The organism is Actinomycetospora chibensis, assembly GCF_028737215.1.
Lineage (GTDB): Bacteria > Actinomycetota > Actinomycetes > Mycobacteriales > Pseudonocardiaceae > Actinomycetospora > Actinomycetospora chibensis.
Window position 1 is genome coordinate 196,616 of record NZ_JAQZAM010000005.1, and the last position, 15,358, is coordinate 211,973.

A 15,358-nucleotide genomic window follows, 5' to 3' on the forward strand; every position below is an offset into this window, starting at 1 on the left:
CCGGCCCGGTGCCGGTCCCTCACCCTGGCGACGAACGCACCCACCCTCGTTTCGACATCGCCCCCGTCCGCGGTGCAGAGTGAGGTTGACGACGGGAGAAGAGGGCAGATGGCGCAGCGCTGGAGCGAGGCGACCGCCGAGCCCTCGACACCGACCGGGACCACGGGCAAGGACACCACGGGACGGCGCGCGGTCGCGCTCTTCGCCCCCTACCGCGGGCGCCTGGTGCTCATCGCCCTCGCCATCCTCGTCACCTCCGCGCTGGGCGTGGTCACGCCGTTCCTCACCCAGCGCGTCTTCGACGACGCCCTGTTCGTCCCCGGAGGGCCCCGGATCGGGCTACTGACAGCCCTGGTCGGCGCGATGATCGCCATCGCCGCCGTCTCCGCGCTGATCGGGATCGGCCAGACCTACCTGACCACCGTGCTCGGCAACCGCGTCATGCAGTCGCTGCGCGACCAGCTCTTCGCCCACCTGCAGCGGATGCACCTCGGGTTCTTCACCTCCACCCGGACCGGGTCCATCCAGTCGCGGCTGGACAACGACGTCGGCGGCGTCCAGTCCGTCGTCACCGACACCGCGTCGTCGATCCTCGGCAACGTCGTCACCGTCGTCGCCTCGGTCATCGCGATGGTCGCCCTGTCGTGGCAGCTGTCGCTGGTCGCGTTCGTGCTGCTGCCGGTGTTCCTCGTGCTGCAGATCCGGGTCGGAAGGGTGCGGCGGAAGATCGCCGCGCGCACCCAGTCCTCGCTGTCGGACATGAGCGCGATCACCCAGGAGACCCTGTCGGTCTCCGGCGTCCTGCTGGCCAAGGTGTACGGCCGCCAGGAGCACGAGGTCGCGCGGTACAGCTCGGAGAACCACCGGCAGACCACCCTGCAGATCCGCCAGACGATGAGCGGCCAGTCCTTCTTCGCCGTCGTCACCGGTTTCTTCGCGCTGATCCCGGCCGTGGTCTACCTGGTGGCGGGTCTGCTCGCCGCCCGCGGCGACGCCGGCATCTCGGCCGGTACGCTCGTCGCGTTCACCACCCTGCAGACCCGGTTGCTGTTCCCGATCGTCAACCTGCTGCGGGTGTCGCTCGACGTGCAGACGTCGCTGGCGCTCTTCGGGCGGATCTTCGAGTATCTCGACCTCGTCCCGGAGCTGCGCGACAGGCCCGACGCGCGCCCCCTGGCCAAGGCGGACGCGCGCGGCGAGGTCGAGTTCCGCGACGTCTGGTTCCGCTACCCCGTCGACGCCGAGCCCGGGCGTCCGTCCGAGCCCGGCCCGTGGGCGCTCGAGGACCTCTCGCTGCACATCGAGCCCGGCCAGCTCGCGGCGGTCGTCGGGCCGAGCGGGGCGGGCAAGACCACGCTCTCCTCGCTGGTCCCGCGGCTCTACGACGTCGACGCCGGCTCGGTGCGTCTCGACGGCACCGACGTCCGCGACCTCACCCTCGCCTCGCTGCCCGGCCTCGTCGGGATGGTGACCCAGGAGAGCTACCTGTTCCACGCGACCGTCGCCGAGAACCTGCGCTACGCCGCCCCGGACGCCACCGACGAGCAAATCCGCGCCGCCGCCCGGGCCGCGAACATCGCCGAGCACCTCGAGGGCCTCGCCGAGGGCTACGACACCGTCGTCGGGGAACGCGGCTACCGCCTCTCCGGCGGCGAGAAGCAGCGCATCGCGATCGCCCGGGTGATCCTCGCCGACCCGCGCATCCTGGTGCTCGACGAGGCCACCTCCGCGCTCGACACCACCAGCGAGCGCCTGGTGCAGCAGGCCCTGGAGACGGTGATGTCCGGGCGGACGACGATCGCGATCGCGCACCGGCTCTCGACGATCCTGGCCGCCGACGTGATCTTCGCGATCGACCGTGGCCGCCTGGTCGAGCAGGGCACGCACGACGAACTGCTGGCGCGCGGGGGGCTGTACGCGCAGCTCTACGCCGAGCAGTTCGGCGCCGGCGCGGTCGAGGCCCGGTGCGCCGACGGCGTCCTCTTCACCGACGGCAAGGTCCTCACGAGCCGCAGCACGGACGATTCCTCCGCCGCCTGAGCCCGCTCGTCACGCGGCGAGCAGCGCCACCAGGTCGCGTCGGTCGGGGCCGGGGGGCGGTGCGGGCGCCTCTCCGCGCCGCCGTGCGACGGCGTCGGCGATGCGTGGCCTGGCGAGGACCTCGCCCGGGAGGGCGAGGCACATGACGACCTCGAGGAGCGCCCGGAAGACCTCGGGGTCCTCCATCGCCGCCGCGGCGAAGGCGGCCTCGTCGGGGTCGCCGGCAGGCGCCGGCTCGCCCCGGCGCAGGGCGTCCATCTCCGCGACGCGGGCACGGTCGGTCCGCAGCTGGGCGTGCACGTAGGGCGCGACCCGGTCCTCGGTGAGCCGCTGGAACGCCGGCGCGAAGGCCGCCGGGTCGTCGGGGTGCTCCCGGAGGGTGTCGCGCAGCGCCCGGGCGTGCATCAGCCCGATGCTGATGCCGCGCCCGGCGGAGGGGTTGGTGCAGGCCCAGGCGTCCCCGACGGCGGTGAAGCCCGTGACGACCGGCGCGCCGTCCACGACGAGGGAGCGGATGCGGTCGAGCACGCCGGCCATGACCGCCACCCCGGGCTGGGCGTCGGCATCGACCCAGTGCCCCTGCATCGGGAAGCCGTGCAGCACGCGGTCGAAGCAGACGGGGTCGCGCAAGTTCTTCAGGGGGACGTCGCGCGAGGCGCCGCACACGGTGACCGACCACGTGTCGTTGTCGGACGGGAGCGTCAGCAGCGTGACCGTCCCGTGCGCCACGAGGGGCCCGATGCGCCACTCCGGGAGCGGGCCGGAGAAGTAGCGGGTGTAGTACGCGAAGCCGCTGTCCTCGGCCGTGCGCGGCGGCGGGGTCGCGCCGAGGTCCGCGAGCCAGGCGTCCGAGGGCGTGCGGCGCCCCATCGCGTCGACCACGAGATCGGCGCGCAGCTTCTCTCCGTCGTCGGTGACCACGCCCGCGACGCGGGGCACGCCGCGCGTCGCGCGGTCGCCCTGGACCAGTCCGGTGACCCGCACGCCGCGCCGGATCGTCACCCCCGGCTGCTGCTCGGCCCACGACGCCAGCACCGCCTCGAGGACGGGACGACGACCGGTGACCCACCGGAACCGGTCGTCGTCGGGCCGGGAGGCGTGGTCACCGAGCGACGGCGGGGCGGTGTCGAGGGGATCGAACGACCGGCACCCGGCGGCGAGCAGAGCGTCGGTCACGCCCGGGAGGTCCTCGTCGCAGAGGTGACGGAACCGCGGGAAGACACAGTGCGGCTGGCGGAACTGCGCCACCCCGTGCCGGGGCCACCCCGACCACGCCGCGTCGGCACCGTCCGGGGCGGGCGCCGGGTCGGCCTCCAGCACCGTGACCGACCGGCCTTCCCCCGCCAGCATCGTCGCCAGCGCGAGCCCGACCACTCCCGCCCCGCACACCACCACGTGACCGTCGTCCATGACGCGAGGCTGGGCCCCACCACCCCCGTGTCGCGTCGGGGTCGTACCCCGAGAATCGCGCACGTCGACGACCCGGAGGTGTTGAGGGGCCGGCGCGACGCGAGCAGGATCCGTCCATGGCGACACGTCTCGCTCGCTTCGAGTCCGGGCTCTCCGAGCTGCGCTACTTCCCCACGGCGAAGCACGTGCGAGCCGTGATCGGCGGGACGACCGTCGTCGACTCCCGACGGGCGGTGCTGCTCTGGGAGCCGCAGCGCGTCGTCCCGCAGTACGCCGTGCCGATCACCGACGTCGCCGCCGAGCTCGTTCCCGGCCGCCCCGGCGACGGTGACACGCACGGCGGGCCGGTCCGGATGGGAGCCGCGGCGACCGAGGTGCTCACGCCCGAAGCCGGCTTCGGCCACCACACCGCGCAGGGCGACGTACTCACCCTGCGGACCGCACATCAGGAACGGGTCGGCGCGGCGTTCCGGCTCGCGGACCCCGATCTCGCCGACCACGTCGTCCTCGATTGGGACGCGTTCGACGCGTGGTTCGAGGAGGCGCAGCGCGTCATCGGCCATCCGCACGACCCGCTGGCCCGCATCGACGTCCTGCGCAGCGACCGTCACGTCCGCGTCGAGCGCGACGGGACGGTTCTCGCGGAGAGCTCACGGCCGAGCCTGCTCTTCGAGACGGGCCTGCCGGTCCGGTTCTACCTGCCGCCCGAGGACGTGCGGTTCGACCTGCTCCGGCCGAGCGGCACCCGGACGACCTGCGCCTACAAGGGCGTCGCGTCGTACTGGGCCACGGCAGACGCCGACGGCACCCCGACCGATGTCGCCTGGACCTATCCCGACCCGTGGCCCGACGCCGTCCCGGTCACCGACATGGTCTGTTTCTTCGACGAGCGCGTCGACATCGTGGTCGACGGAGAGCGGGGCGACCGCCCGCTCACCCCCTGGAGCTGACGGCGCTGCGCTGCACCGCCGTGCGTCGGGGTCGTGCTCGGCGGATCGCCCACGCCCGACGGACCCCGCGGCGTCAGACCTCCGACGCGCGGTGCGCCGCGACGGCGGCCTCCGGAGCCGGTACCGCGGCGAGACCGTCGTAGAACGACCGCAGCAGGGCATCGAGGCGGAGCTTCTGCTCCTTGCCGGCGATGACATGAGACGTATCCGCCCACGTCTCGGTGTGGCAGTCCGGCAGCAGGTCGGCGAGGAGGCCGGTGTGGTCGACCGTGGTGATCGGGTCGCGGCCCGCGTGCAGGACGAAGCACGGGACGCGTACCTGGTCCAGACGGTCGCGGGTGTCGTGGTCCAGGCAGGCCGCGACGAGCCGGGCGTGGGCGTCGGCGCGCCCCACGAGGTCGCCCCACGCGCCGTCGGGGCCGAGCAGACGGTGGCGGTGTCGGCCGTAGAACGCCGGGGTGAAGCTCAGCGAGGCGCAGAGCATCTGGAAGGCCTCGAAGCCCAGCTCCTGGTGCACCCGGCGCATCATCGTCAGCTGGTCGGTGAGGGCGGGGTCGGCGTAGGCCCACGACCCGGTCTGGAACAGCGAGCGCACGAGGTCGGGTCGCCGGATCGCCAGTTCCTGCCCGACGCACGCCCCCATCCCGACCATCCCGAGGACGTGGACGGGGCCACCACCGAGGTGGTCGAGCAGCGCGGCGACGTCGTCGGCGTACGAGCGCGTCGAGGCCTCGGCCTCGGGCCGGTCGTCGCTCTCGCCGAGGCCCCGGTAGTCGAAGACGACGACCTCGAAGTCCGCGACGACCGCGCGCGGGAGATCGCCGAGCCGGCCGTGGCAGAACGTCCCCCAGCCGCCCATCGCGATCATCCGGGGACGGTCCTCGCCGGCACCGTGGACCTCGAAGTGCAGGCGCCGGCCGTCGATGTTGACCTCAGGCACCCGCGATCCCCTCCAGACCGCGGACGGCCGCGTCGACGTCGACGACGTCGGCGTAGCGACGGCCCACGTCGGCGAGGTTGGCCCGGTGGGCCTGCTCCTGCTGGTCGCCGCAGCACTCGCCGACGACGATCGTGCGCAGACCGTGGGAGAAGGCGTCGACGATCGTGGCGCGGACGCAGCCGGAGGTCATGCACCCCAGGACGACGACGGTGTCGACGTCCCAGAACCTCAGCATCGAGGCCACCGGCGTGCCGAAGAACGCCGACGGGGCCTTCTTGATCACCAGCTCGTCCGACGAGTGCCAGACCTTGGGATCGATCTCGGCGGCGGGCGAGCCCGGCGTGATCTTCCCGAGTTCGGGCATCTTCCACCGCCCCAGGTCGGCGGGCCCGTCGAAGGCCACGGCGGTGTGCAGCACGGGGACACCGAGCGCCCGGGCGCGGTCGAGCAGCGGGCCGCTGCGGTCGACGGCCTCGCGGACGTGGGGGCTGCGCCCGAGGGCGTACTCCCCCTCGGTCAGGGCGCGCTGGAAGTCGACGACCAGCATCGCGGCGCGGCGGCCGAACCCGATGTCGTGGCTGGAGTAGCCGGCGGCGGTGAACTCGTCGGTCATGGGTGTCCTCTCCCGTCGGAGGTCGGGCCGGTCAGATCACGGCGGCCGAGCGCAGCTGCGCCACGGCCTCCGGCGTGTAGCCGAGACGCTCGGTGAGCACCTCGTCGGTGTGCTCGCCGAGCTCGGGACCGAGCCAGCGCACCTCCCCGGGTGAGCTGGACAGCCGGGGGAACACGCCCTGCATGGGGAGCTCGCCGAAACGGGGGTCGGCCATCGACACGATCGACTCCCGCGCCCGGAAGTGCGGGTCGGCCAGCATCTCGCGGGCCCGGTAGATCGGGCCCGCGGGGACGCCGTGCTCCTCGAGGTGGGCGAGCACGACGTCGGCGGGACGGGCCGAGGTCCACTCGGCGACGATCTCGTCGAGCTCCGCGGCGTGCGCGCCACGGGCGCCGTGGGTCACGAAGCGCTCGTCGTCGGCGAGCTCCGGGCGTCCCATCGCGGTCGTCAGGCGGCGGAAGACGGTGTCCATGTTCGCGGCCACCAGGACGCTCCCGCCGTCCGCGGTCGGGTAGACGTTGCTGGGCGCGACGCCGGGCAGGGTCGCGCCGGTTCGCGTGCGCTCGTGCCCGGCGAGGACCCACTCCGGGATCAGCGACTCCGTGACGGCCAGGACCGACTCGTAGATCGACGCGTCGACCACCTGGCCCCGCCCGGTCCGGCGGCGGTGCTCGAGCGCCGACAGCGCGCCGAGGGCGCCGAACATCGCCGTCAGCGAGTCGCCCAGGGAGATACCGCAGCGGCCGGGAGGCCGGTCGGGCTCGCCCACCAGGTGCCGCAGCCCGCCCATCGCCTCGCCGACCGAGGCGTACCCCGCGCGGTGGGCGTAGGGACCGGTCTGCCCGTACCCGCTGATCCGCACCATGATCAGCCCGGGGTGCTCGGCCGCGAGCGTCTCGTGGTCGAGGCCCCAGCGCTCCATCGTCCCGGGGCGGAAGTTCTCGATCACGATGTCGACGTCCGCGGCCAGCGACCGGGCGATCGACCGGCCCTCGGGGGTCCGCAGATCGCAGGTGACGCACCGCTTGTTGCGGGCGACGATCGGCCACCACAGCGAGCGGCCCTCGAACGTCCGGCCCCACTGCCGCATGACGTCCCCGTGCTGCGGGTCCTCCAGCTTGACGACGTCCGCCCCGTGGTCGGCGAGCAGCTGCGCGCAGTACGGCCCGGCGAGCAGCTGGCCCAGCTCGAGGACGCGGACACCCTGGAGGGCTCCGGCGCCGAGGGGGCCGGCGGCGGGCTCGGCGGCGTACGCGGTCATCGGGGGTCTCCTGTCTCGCCGTCGGCACACCGTGCCGGACTGTCGATAGGCTGTCGGGCCGTGGAGCAGCGGTGAACCGCGCAGACACGGCCTACCGCCAGCTGCGCCGGGAGATCCTCGAAGGGGTCCTGGCCCCGGGGACGCCGCTGCCCGAGGTGGAGTCGGCCGAGCGCCTCGGCGTGAGCCGGACCCCGGTGCGGGAGGCCCTGGGGCGCCTGGCGGGGGAATCGCTGGTCGAGGTGTCGCCGCGGCGCGCCGCCCGCGTCGCCCGCTGGCGACCCGAGATGCAGCAGGAGATCCTCGACCTGCGGGTGGTCCTGGAGTCGCACGCGGCCGAGCTCGCCGCGGGGACGGCGGGACCGGACGACCTCGAGACGCTGGACCGGCTGTGCGCGGAGGGCGACGCCGTGGTCGCCGCGCCCTCGGTCGACCTCGTCGCCTTCTCCGAGAACGCCCGGTTCTTCCACCTCGCGCTGACCGCCGCCACCCACCGGCCCCGCCTCGAGGCGATGGTGCACGGGCTCCTCGACGTCCCCGCGGTCGCGGCGCGCTACAGCGCCTTCCGTCCGGAGGACTTCGTGCGCAGCGCGGCCCACCACCACGAGCTGGTGGACGCCCTGCGGGCCGGCGACGCCGCGTGGGCGGGCCACCTCATGCGGGCGCACATCCTCGCGGCGCGCGAGGCGATGCGTCTGCCCTCCGCCGGCGCCGACGACGGTCACCGCGAGGCCGCCGAGGTGGAGCCCTCGGAGGACGTGTCGAGCTCCGGGCCCGGCGAGCCCGCGGGGTAACGCGGCAGCCGCCGGACCATGGCGACGCCGACGACCGTGGCGAGTCCGCCGAGCACCAGGGCGAGCGCGAGGGGGACCGACGAGCCGCCGAAGGTCTGCACCAGCGCGAGCGCCGGCAGCGGGAGCAGAGCCCCGCCGATGACGTTGGCCAGGGCGAAGGACACGGCGATCCCCGTATAGCGCAGGCGCACCGGGAAGACGTCGCTCATCAGCGACGGGAGCGCACCGTTGCCCAGTCCGTAGGGCACCACCCCGATCGCCATCGCGAGCCACAGCAGCGCCGGCTCACCGGTGTTGACCAGGGCGAACGCCGGGAACGCCCAGAGGACCGCGAACGCACCGGCGACGAGCACGAGGCGCTCGCGCGACACCCGGCGGCACAGCAGCGCGGCGCCGATCGTGTAGGGCACGAGCAGCAGGCCGCACAGGACGAGGCCCACCTGGACGTCGACGGCGTCGATGCCCTCGACGTAGGTCTTCGCGTAGGCGAGCAGGCCGGTCATCAGGGCGTAGACCACGACGATGATCGCGAGCCAGGAGAGCGTCATCGCAAGGATAGGCCGGCCGGCCTCCCGCACGGTCGCGGCGAACGACGGTGGGACCTCGTCGCGGGTCTGCTTGAAGTCCGGCGTCTCCTCGAGACGCAGTCGGACGATCATCCCGAGCCCCACGAGCACGAATCCGGCCAGGAACGGCACACGCCAGCCCCAGCTGAGAAACGTCTCCTCGTCCACCGAGGACGAGACGATCAGCAGGGACGCCGCCGCCAGCGCGAGACCGAGCACCGAGCCGACCTGCGGGAGCGACCCGTAGAGCACCCGCCGCGACGGCGGGGCGTGCTCGACGGCCACCGCCACCGCGCCGCCCCACTCGCCGCCCACCGCGAGCCCCTGGACCAGGCGCAGGACCACCAGCAGCACCGGCGCGGCCACCCCGATGGCCGCGAAGGTGGGCAGCAGGCCGACCCCGGCCGAGGCCACGCCCATCAGCGACAGTGACATCACGAGTGCGCCGCGCCGCCCCCAGCGATCGCCGAGGCGACCGAAGACCCAGGCGCCCAGAGGCCGGACGAGGAACGCCACCGCGTGGCTCGAGAGCGCCGCGAGCGTGCCGAGCCACGGCTGCGCACCCGGGAAGAACAGCGGCCCGAAGACGAGGGCGGCGACGAACGTGTACAGGATGAAGTCGTAGATCTCGACGAGCGTCCCGATCATGCACGCCAGGGCGGTCCGGCCCGGGGAGAGCCCCGTTCTCGGGCGATCGGTCGAGGGAGCGAGCTCTTCGGTGGGCCGCATGACCTGCCTCTCCCGTCCCGCGGCGTACGGGCTCCGTGAGGGACAGCGTGCAGTGACCTACGCCATGAACGCAAGGCTCTTGTATACCCAGGACGCGCCTATCGGTCTCTCTGCCCCTTGCAGCATCGATGACACGTCTCTCTGCATACACAACTCGCCGTCGGAGGCCTCGTCAGCGACCGACGAGGAAGGAGCCCGCGGCCCAGCTCGCACGTCGGCCAGCAGCACCATCGAGCCGGGAGCGAGGGCGGCGGTCACGAGGACCCGCACGCGCGGTGCCCCACCGCTCGCGGACGCGGCGAGAGCGACGGCCGCGACCAGGACGCCCGCCGGATCCACGCCCAGGAGGCGATGACGTGGATCGCCGCCCGGATGTCCCGACGCGGGTGGCACGTCGCGGCGACTCGGACGCCGGGCCTGGGCCACCTACGCACTTGCGCTGGTCCTGGCGGCCGCATTTGGGGCGCCACGCGTTCGACCGCGCCCGGAGAGGGCACCTCCCGGGGACGTCCCCGATCGTCAGGAACCCCTCATGACCGCACCGGCGCGGCCCGGCCAGAAGGCGCTGCCCGGCGTCGTCAGCAGAGACGGCACGTGGGTCCGAAGCTGGGACAACGAGGTCGCGGGCTACCCGGTCGTGATCAGCAACGGGATGGGCGCCCCGCCCGCGGCGTGGCCGCTGCTCACCGACCCGGAGTGCGGTGTGCACGCCGTCTCCTGGTACCACCGTGGTCTGGATGCCTCGGCGCTGCCCGCGAACCCCGGACACATCACGGTGGACGACCACGCCGACGACCTCGAGGCCGTGATGGACGGCGCCGGCATCGACCGCGCGCTCCTCCTGGGCTGGTCGGTGGGGGTCAACGTCGCCTTCGCGTTCGCCCGGCGCCACCCCGAGAGGGTCGCCGGCATCCTGGCCGTCGGCGGACAGCCCGGGGACCCGTTCCGGATCCTGTTCGGCCCCACCGGCGTGCTGCGCGAGCTGCGCGAGCCCCTGGGCCGGGTCGGCGCCTGGTCGCTGCGGTTCGTCGGCCCACCGGTGGCCGCCGGCGTCTCGATGTTGGTCCCGCTCCTGGACGCGACCCGAGCCCTCGTGTCCGCAGCCGGCGTCCCGGCTCCCCCGGCTCTGCGGGCCGCGAGCGCGGTCGCCCAGGAGTTCGCCACCCACCCCTGGACCTGGTACTCCCGACTCGTCCTCGCCGCGGCAGACCAGGAGCCCATGGACACCTCGTTCGCCACCTTCCCGGTGACCGTGGTGGCCGGCGTCCTCGACAACCTCGCCGCCGCGGACGACCTCCAGCGGACCGCCCGGGACCTGCCCGACGCCCGGTTCGTCTCGCTGCTCGGTGGCCACTTCCTGCCCTTGCAGTACCCCGGCCGGCTCCACCGCGAGCTGCTCGATCTCGCGGCGCGCACCGACCTCGGCGCGTAGGCCGAGGTCACGTGCTGTGGTCACGTGTGCGTCGGTCCTTCATCGGTGGCTTGGCCCTGACATCGCGGTATGCCAGGAGCCGCAAGAGCGCACGTCGCCCGGGCCAGGCCTCGGACCGGAACCATCCTCGATGATCGGGGAGGCCCCGGCCCGAGGCCCGATGCGATCAGGAGTGTCTCGGTCCCCGGCCGCCGTGGTGAGCGGCGACCGGAGCCCAGGACGTCACGGGTACGGCTCGCTGCCTGAGCCGGGCCCGTGGGCACGAGGCGCGAAGCGTGACCACGCCGTCGCTCTGCCTCTAGATGATGTCCGAGGAGATCGCCTCGGCCGGGTTCCCCTCGGCCGAGGGCTCGTCGACCTGGGTCTCGTCGGTGTCGCCCTCGCGGTCAGGGGTCTCGTCGGCCGTGGTCTCGTCGGCCGTGGTCTCGTCGGCCGTGGTCTCGTCGACCGTGGTCTCGTCGACCGTGGTCTCGTCGACCGTGGTCTCGTCGGTCGTGGTCTCGTCGGTCGTGGTCTCGTCGGTCGTGGTCTCGTCGACCGGGGTCTCATCGGTCGGCTCGCCGCCGGTGTCGCCCTCCGGCTCGGGGGTCACCACGGGGATCTCAGGGGTAGCGGAGCCGCCGATGTTGACGTCGGCGTTGTTGCCGCTGAGGTTGCCGTTGAGGATGTCGTTGCAGACGATGTTGCCGACGTTCGAGCCACCCACCGGTGTCTGGGTGAGCACGTTGCCGAGCAGGGAATCGCCCCCGATCCCGCCGTTGGCCGCAGCGCTACCGCCTGTCACGTTGCACGACGCGGAGTCGTTGCTGTGAGCGTCGTGCTGACCGTGGCCTTCGTGCTGGGATTCGTGCGCGGAGGCGAACGGGGCGGCGGCAACCAACCCGGCGGCCACACCAACGGTCACGACACCGAACTTCTTCATCATCAGGGAGCTCCTCGGGAACGGACGGACACATGTCTGGGGGCAACCCGGGCGCACCCAGTGGTCGGTCCGCCCGACCCTCGCGGGCACGGACGCATGAGCCCCCCAACAGCCACCGCCGGATCGGGACCGCGTGTGGCGGTCCCGGACGATGACGTCGCAGCCCCAACGAGAAGGTCACGGGGCGGTAACGCCGCCGATAAGTGATCGGCACCCGGAGTAACTGCATGTTGCGGGCGTTCGAGGGTTCAGACCTCGCTATTCACTCGTGAGAGCTGGTCGCTGATCGCGTTCAGTTCATGTCGCGGGAGGTTTAGCCGTGGGTAATGACCCCGCGGTTCCCTCAATAGGGTGCAACATCCGTCGCGTCACGACGTGCCGGAACCCCACTTCTCCGCCATGTGGGCTTTCCGCCCGGTGCGGCTTGGGGTGCATCGCCGCCGAGGTCCGGCTCGACGCGCACGTCCGCCGTCGATGGTCTCCGGACGGGCGTGCGGACGCCCCTACGGTGGTGACGCGCTCCTCGGCCTCTCCGCGCTGCGCGTGAAATCTCCTGGTCAGCGACACGCCGGAGGAGTAGGAACGGGAGGTCGGAGCCCCTGACCCGGCGCTCGGAGGTGGGCGCGATGGCCGTCGAGTTCCGGCTGCTGGGCGAGATCGGTGTCCGGGTCGACAGCGCCGAGATCGACATCGGCCACGCCCGGCAACGCTGCGTCCTCGCCGCGCTTCTCGTCGACGTGGGCCGTCCCGTCACCGGCGACCAGCTCATCGACCGCGTGTGGGCGGACCGGCCCCCGTACCGGGCCCGCAACGCCCTCTCGGCCTACCTGTCCCGCCTGCGCCACCTCCTGGCCGACGTCCCGGGCTTGCGCATCACCCGTGGGCCCGCCGGCTACGTCCTGGCGACCGACCCGGCGTCCGTGGACCTCCACCGCTTCCGGCTGCTGGTCGCCGAGGCCCGCGCGGCCGACCGGCCCGCGGACGCCGCGGCGCTCTACGACCGGGCGCTGGCGCTCTGGCGCGGGGAACCGTTCGCGACGGTCGACACCCCGTGGTTCGCGGGCCTCCGTGCGTCGCTGGCCGCCGAGCGCCTCGCGGTCGGCCTGGACCGCAACGACGCCGCACTGGCGGCCGGACGGCACGGCGACCTGGTCGTCGAGGTCGCCGCGGCCCTGCGCGCCCACCCGCTCGACGAGCGCCTGGCCGGCCAGCTCATGCTCGCCCAGGTCCGTAGCGGTCGGCAGGCCGACGCCCTGGACACCTATCGGCAGATGCGGGGCCGGCTGCGCGAGGAGCTGGGCGCGGACCCCGGAGCCGCGCTCCGAGAGGTCCACGAGCGGGTCCTGGCGGGCGACGCCGGGCCCGTGCCGGCCGTCGAGGCCCCCGCCCTGCGCGCCCCCGCCCCCGCCCCTGCCCCTGCCCCGCCGAGCCCCCCGCCAGCGGCTCCCGCCGCGACCGTGGGCAACCTGCCCCGGCGGGTGACCAGCTTCGTCGGCCGCGAGGCCGACGTGGCTCGCGTCGTCGCCGCCCTCCGCGAGGGCCCGCTGGTGACGCTGACCGGGGTCGGCGGCGTCGGCAAGTCGCGGCTGGCCGTCGAGTGCGCCGTGCGAGAGCAGTCCCGCTTCCCCGACGGCGCCTGGCTCTGCGAGCTGGCGCCGCTCGACGACGACGGGCCGGTCAGCGACGCGGTGGCGGTCGCGCTACGGGTGCAGCAGCGCCAGGGACTCACGATCGAGCAGACCGTGATCGAGTACCTGCGGGGCCGCGAGCTGCTGCTCGTGCTGGACAACTGCGAGCACGTCCTGGCGGTCGCGGCCCGGCTGCTCGACCAGCTGGTGCAGCACGCGCCGGGGGTCGTGGTCCTGGCCACCAGCCGGGAGGCCCTCGCGGTCGAGGGGGAGCGTCTCGTGCCGGTGGCGCCCCTGACCGCGGGCGACGGCGTCGTGCTGTTCACCGACCGCGCCCGCACCGCGCGCCCGGACCTTCGCCTCGACGGCGAGCACGCCGCCGTGGTCTCGGAGGTCAGCCGCCGGCTCGACGGCCTCCCCCTGGCGATCGAGCTGGCCGCCGCCCGGGTGCGCGTCATGAGCCCGTCGGAGGTGGCCGACCGCCTCGACCGCGGCCGTCTCCTCCGCCTGGGCAGCCGGGGCACCCTCTCCCACCACCAGAGCCTCGAGGCGACCATCGACTGGTCCTACCGGCTGCTCTCCGAGCCCGAGAAGGCGCTGTTCACGCGGCTGTCGGTCTTCACCGGCGGCTTCGACCTCGGCGGGGCGCACGGCGTGTGCGGGGGGCCGGGCGATACCGAGGACGACACGCTGGACCTGCTCGCCGGTCTCGTCGACAAGTCCCTGGTGACGGTGCGCTCCTCGGGCGCGCGCTCCCGGTACGTCGTCCTGGAGACCCTGCGCGCGTTCGGCCGCGAGCGCCTGCGGGAGGCCGGGGCCGACGACGCGGTCGGGCGGGCGCACGCCCGGTACTTCGCCGCCCAGGCCGGGGAGCTCGGCCGCTCCCTGCACGGGCCCGACGAGCGGGCGTGGGTCGAGCGCACCCTGCCCGACTACGACAACCTGCGCACCGCGTTCGAGCGGGCCGGCGCCGACCGGGACGTCGACACCGCCCTGGTGCTGGTCACGTCGGTGTCCGAGCTGGTGCACCTGCGGGTCGGCTACGAGTGGGCCCGCTGGGCCGAGCGCGCGCTCGACCTGGTGGACGGCGACCACCCGCTGCGGGTCGCGGCCATCGGTGCCGCCGCCCGGGGCGCCTGGAACCGCGGCGAGTTCGCCGAAGCCAGGGCGCTGGCCGAGCGCGCGGGCGGCGTGGCGCCGGGCCGTGGCACCGCCCGCATCGCCTACCCCGGGGACGTCCTCGCCGATGTCGCGCTCTACGAGGGCGACGCCGTCGCGGCGCTGCGCCACTACGAGGCGGAGGTGCGGCGCGCGCGGGCCGACGACGACCCGATCCGGCTCGTGTGGACCCTCTACTACGTCGCGGTGTGCCGCGCGGTGCTCCGCACGCCCGAGCAGGGCATGGCCGCGGCGCGGGAGTCGGTCGAGGTGGCCCTGACCACCGGCAACCCGACGGCGCTGTCGATGGCGCACTACGCCCTCGGCCTGGTGCTGAAGAAGTCCGACCCCGAACGCGCGCTGGCCCGGTTCGACGAGGCCGCGGAGCTCGCCGCCTCGGTGCGGAACTTCTGGTGGCACGGCATCGCGCTGATGGAGGCGGCGGCCACCCGGGCCGTCCACGCGGACCCCGCGGCGGGGGCGGCGGCGCTCGCCGTGGTGCTCGATCACTGGGACCGCGTCGGGGACTGGACGCAACAGTGGCTGAACCTGCGCTACGTGGTGCGGCTGCTCGTCCGGCTCGGCGCCGACGAGGACGCCGTCGTGCTCCACCACGCCCTCGTGGCGGCCGGCAAGCCGTCGCCCCTCGACGCGCGCCGGTTCGAGCGGGCCGCCGCCGCCGTCGGCGCCGACGGCGTCGCCGCCGCGGCCCGGCGGGGATCGGCGCTCACCGGTCCCGGGGCGGTCGCCCTCGCGCGCGCCCGCCTCGCCGCGTGGGCCCGGGCGGGCTCGCCCGGGTCCTCCGCGCTCGCCGGCCGCCGGTGACCCGGCGCGTCACCATGAGCCGACGGACCCGCGACCGACCCGCGTCAGCGGGGACCGCGCCCCCGGCCGGGCCGCTGCCGGGCGGCGTCCTCT

Annotated in this window: 11 protein-coding genes; 5 read left to right on the plus strand and 6 right to left on the minus strand. The window is 74.0% G+C overall.

What is annotated here, in order from left to right; genetic code table 11:
- Positions 1 to 108 precede the first annotated feature (108 nt).
- The gene (locus PH189_RS09655; protein ID WP_274188566.1) at positions 109 to 2,040 is read left to right on the plus strand and encodes an ABC transporter ATP-binding protein; all 1,932 of its coding nucleotides are present in this window, start codon (positions 109 to 111) and stop codon (positions 2,038 to 2,040) included.
- A gap of 9 nt (positions 2,041 to 2,049) precedes the next feature.
- Here PH189_RS09655 and PH189_RS09660 read toward each other — a convergent pair whose 3' ends face one another.
- Positions 2,050 to 3,450, minus strand: a complete 1,401-nt coding sequence (locus tag PH189_RS09660) for an NAD(P)/FAD-dependent oxidoreductase (protein ID WP_274188567.1) — start codon at positions 3,448 to 3,450, stop codon at positions 2,050 to 2,052.
- A 116-nt stretch (positions 3,451 to 3,566) separates the two neighbouring features.
- On the opposite strand from PH189_RS09660, the gene PH189_RS09665 reads away from it, so the two are divergent.
- The gene (locus PH189_RS09665) at positions 3,567 to 4,400 is read left to right on the plus strand and encodes a DUF427 domain-containing protein (protein ID WP_274188568.1); all 834 of its coding nucleotides are present in this window, start codon (positions 3,567 to 3,569) and stop codon (positions 4,398 to 4,400) included.
- 73 nt (positions 4,401 to 4,473) lie between these two features.
- Here the strand turns inward: PH189_RS09665 and PH189_RS09670 are convergent, their stop codons facing one another.
- From PH189_RS09670 to PH189_RS09680, 3 genes are read right to left on the minus strand one after another with little or no spacing between them, the layout of a single operon-like run.
- Positions 4,474 to 5,340: an alpha/beta fold hydrolase gene (locus PH189_RS09670; protein WP_274188569.1), complete on the minus strand. Its 867-nt coding sequence runs from the start codon at positions 5,338 to 5,340 to the stop codon at positions 4,474 to 4,476.
- Entirely contained in the window at positions 5,333 to 5,953 is a 621-nt protein-coding gene (locus tag PH189_RS09675) for an isochorismatase family protein (RefSeq protein WP_274188570.1), read from the minus strand. The genes PH189_RS09670 and PH189_RS09675 overlap by 8 nt, the downstream gene beginning before the upstream one ends.
- Before the next feature lie 31 nt (positions 5,954 to 5,984).
- Complete coding sequence (locus PH189_RS09680; RefSeq protein WP_274188571.1) at positions 5,985 to 7,214, minus strand: CaiB/BaiF CoA transferase family protein; 1,230 nt, start codon at positions 7,212 to 7,214, stop codon at positions 5,985 to 5,987.
- Between the two features lie 71 nt (positions 7,215 to 7,285).
- Between PH189_RS09680 and PH189_RS09685 the strand changes: the two genes are divergently transcribed.
- Positions 7,286 to 8,005, plus strand: a complete 720-nt coding sequence (locus tag PH189_RS09685) for a GntR family transcriptional regulator (RefSeq protein WP_274188572.1) — start codon at positions 7,286 to 7,288, stop codon at positions 8,003 to 8,005.
- On the opposite strand, the gene PH189_RS09690 is transcribed toward PH189_RS09685, so the two are convergent.
- Positions 7,933 to 9,219, minus strand: a complete 1,287-nt coding sequence (locus PH189_RS09690; RefSeq protein WP_274188573.1) for an MFS transporter — start codon at positions 9,217 to 9,219, stop codon at positions 7,933 to 7,935. The two genes, PH189_RS09685 and PH189_RS09690, sit on opposite strands and share 73 nt — an antisense overlap.
- 613 nt (positions 9,220 to 9,832) lie before the next feature.
- Here PH189_RS09690 and PH189_RS09695 point away from each other — a divergent pair.
- Entirely contained in the window at positions 9,833 to 10,732 is a 900-nt protein-coding gene (locus tag PH189_RS09695) for an alpha/beta fold hydrolase (protein WP_274188574.1), read from the plus strand.
- Positions 10,733 to 11,030: 298 nt separating this feature from the next.
- Here PH189_RS09695 and PH189_RS09700 read toward each other — a convergent pair whose 3' ends face one another.
- Positions 11,031 to 11,516 (minus strand): hypothetical protein, encoded by a 486-nt coding sequence (locus PH189_RS09700; RefSeq protein WP_274188575.1) that lies wholly within the window; start codon positions 11,514 to 11,516, stop codon positions 11,031 to 11,033.
- Positions 11,517 to 12,280: 764 nt separating this feature from the next.
- Here PH189_RS09700 and PH189_RS09705 point away from each other — a divergent pair.
- Entirely contained in the window at positions 12,281 to 15,265 is a 2,985-nt protein-coding gene (locus PH189_RS09705; protein WP_274188576.1) for an AfsR/SARP family transcriptional regulator, read from the plus strand.
- Positions 15,266 to 15,358 lie beyond the last annotated feature (93 nt).

Coding starts and splice junctions, on each gene's coding strand:
- PH189_RS09660 (WP_274188567.1), bottom strand. CDS start 3,450: ATGGACGACGGTCACGTGGTGGTGTGCGGGGCGGGAGTGGTCGGGCTC.
- PH189_RS09695 (WP_274188574.1), top strand. CDS start 9,833: ATGACCGCACCGGCGCGGCCCGGCCAGAAGGCGCTGCCCGGCGTCGTC.
- PH189_RS09705 (WP_274188576.1), top strand. CDS start 12,281: ATGGCCGTCGAGTTCCGGCTGCTGGGCGAGATCGGTGTCCGGGTCGAC.
- PH189_RS09675 (WP_274188570.1), bottom strand. CDS start 5,953: ATGACCGACGAGTTCACCGCCGCCGGCTACTCCAGCCACGACATCGGG.
- PH189_RS09655 (WP_274188566.1), top strand. CDS start 109: ATGGCGCAGCGCTGGAGCGAGGCGACCGCCGAGCCCTCGACACCGACC.
- PH189_RS09665 (WP_274188568.1), top strand. CDS start 3,567: ATGGCGACACGTCTCGCTCGCTTCGAGTCCGGGCTCTCCGAGCTGCGC.
- PH189_RS09680 (WP_274188571.1), bottom strand. CDS start 7,214: ATGACCGCGTACGCCGCCGAGCCCGCCGCCGGCCCCCTCGGCGCCGGA.
- PH189_RS09690 (WP_274188573.1), bottom strand. CDS start 9,219: ATGATCGGGACGCTCGTCGAGATCTACGACTTCATCCTGTACACGTTC.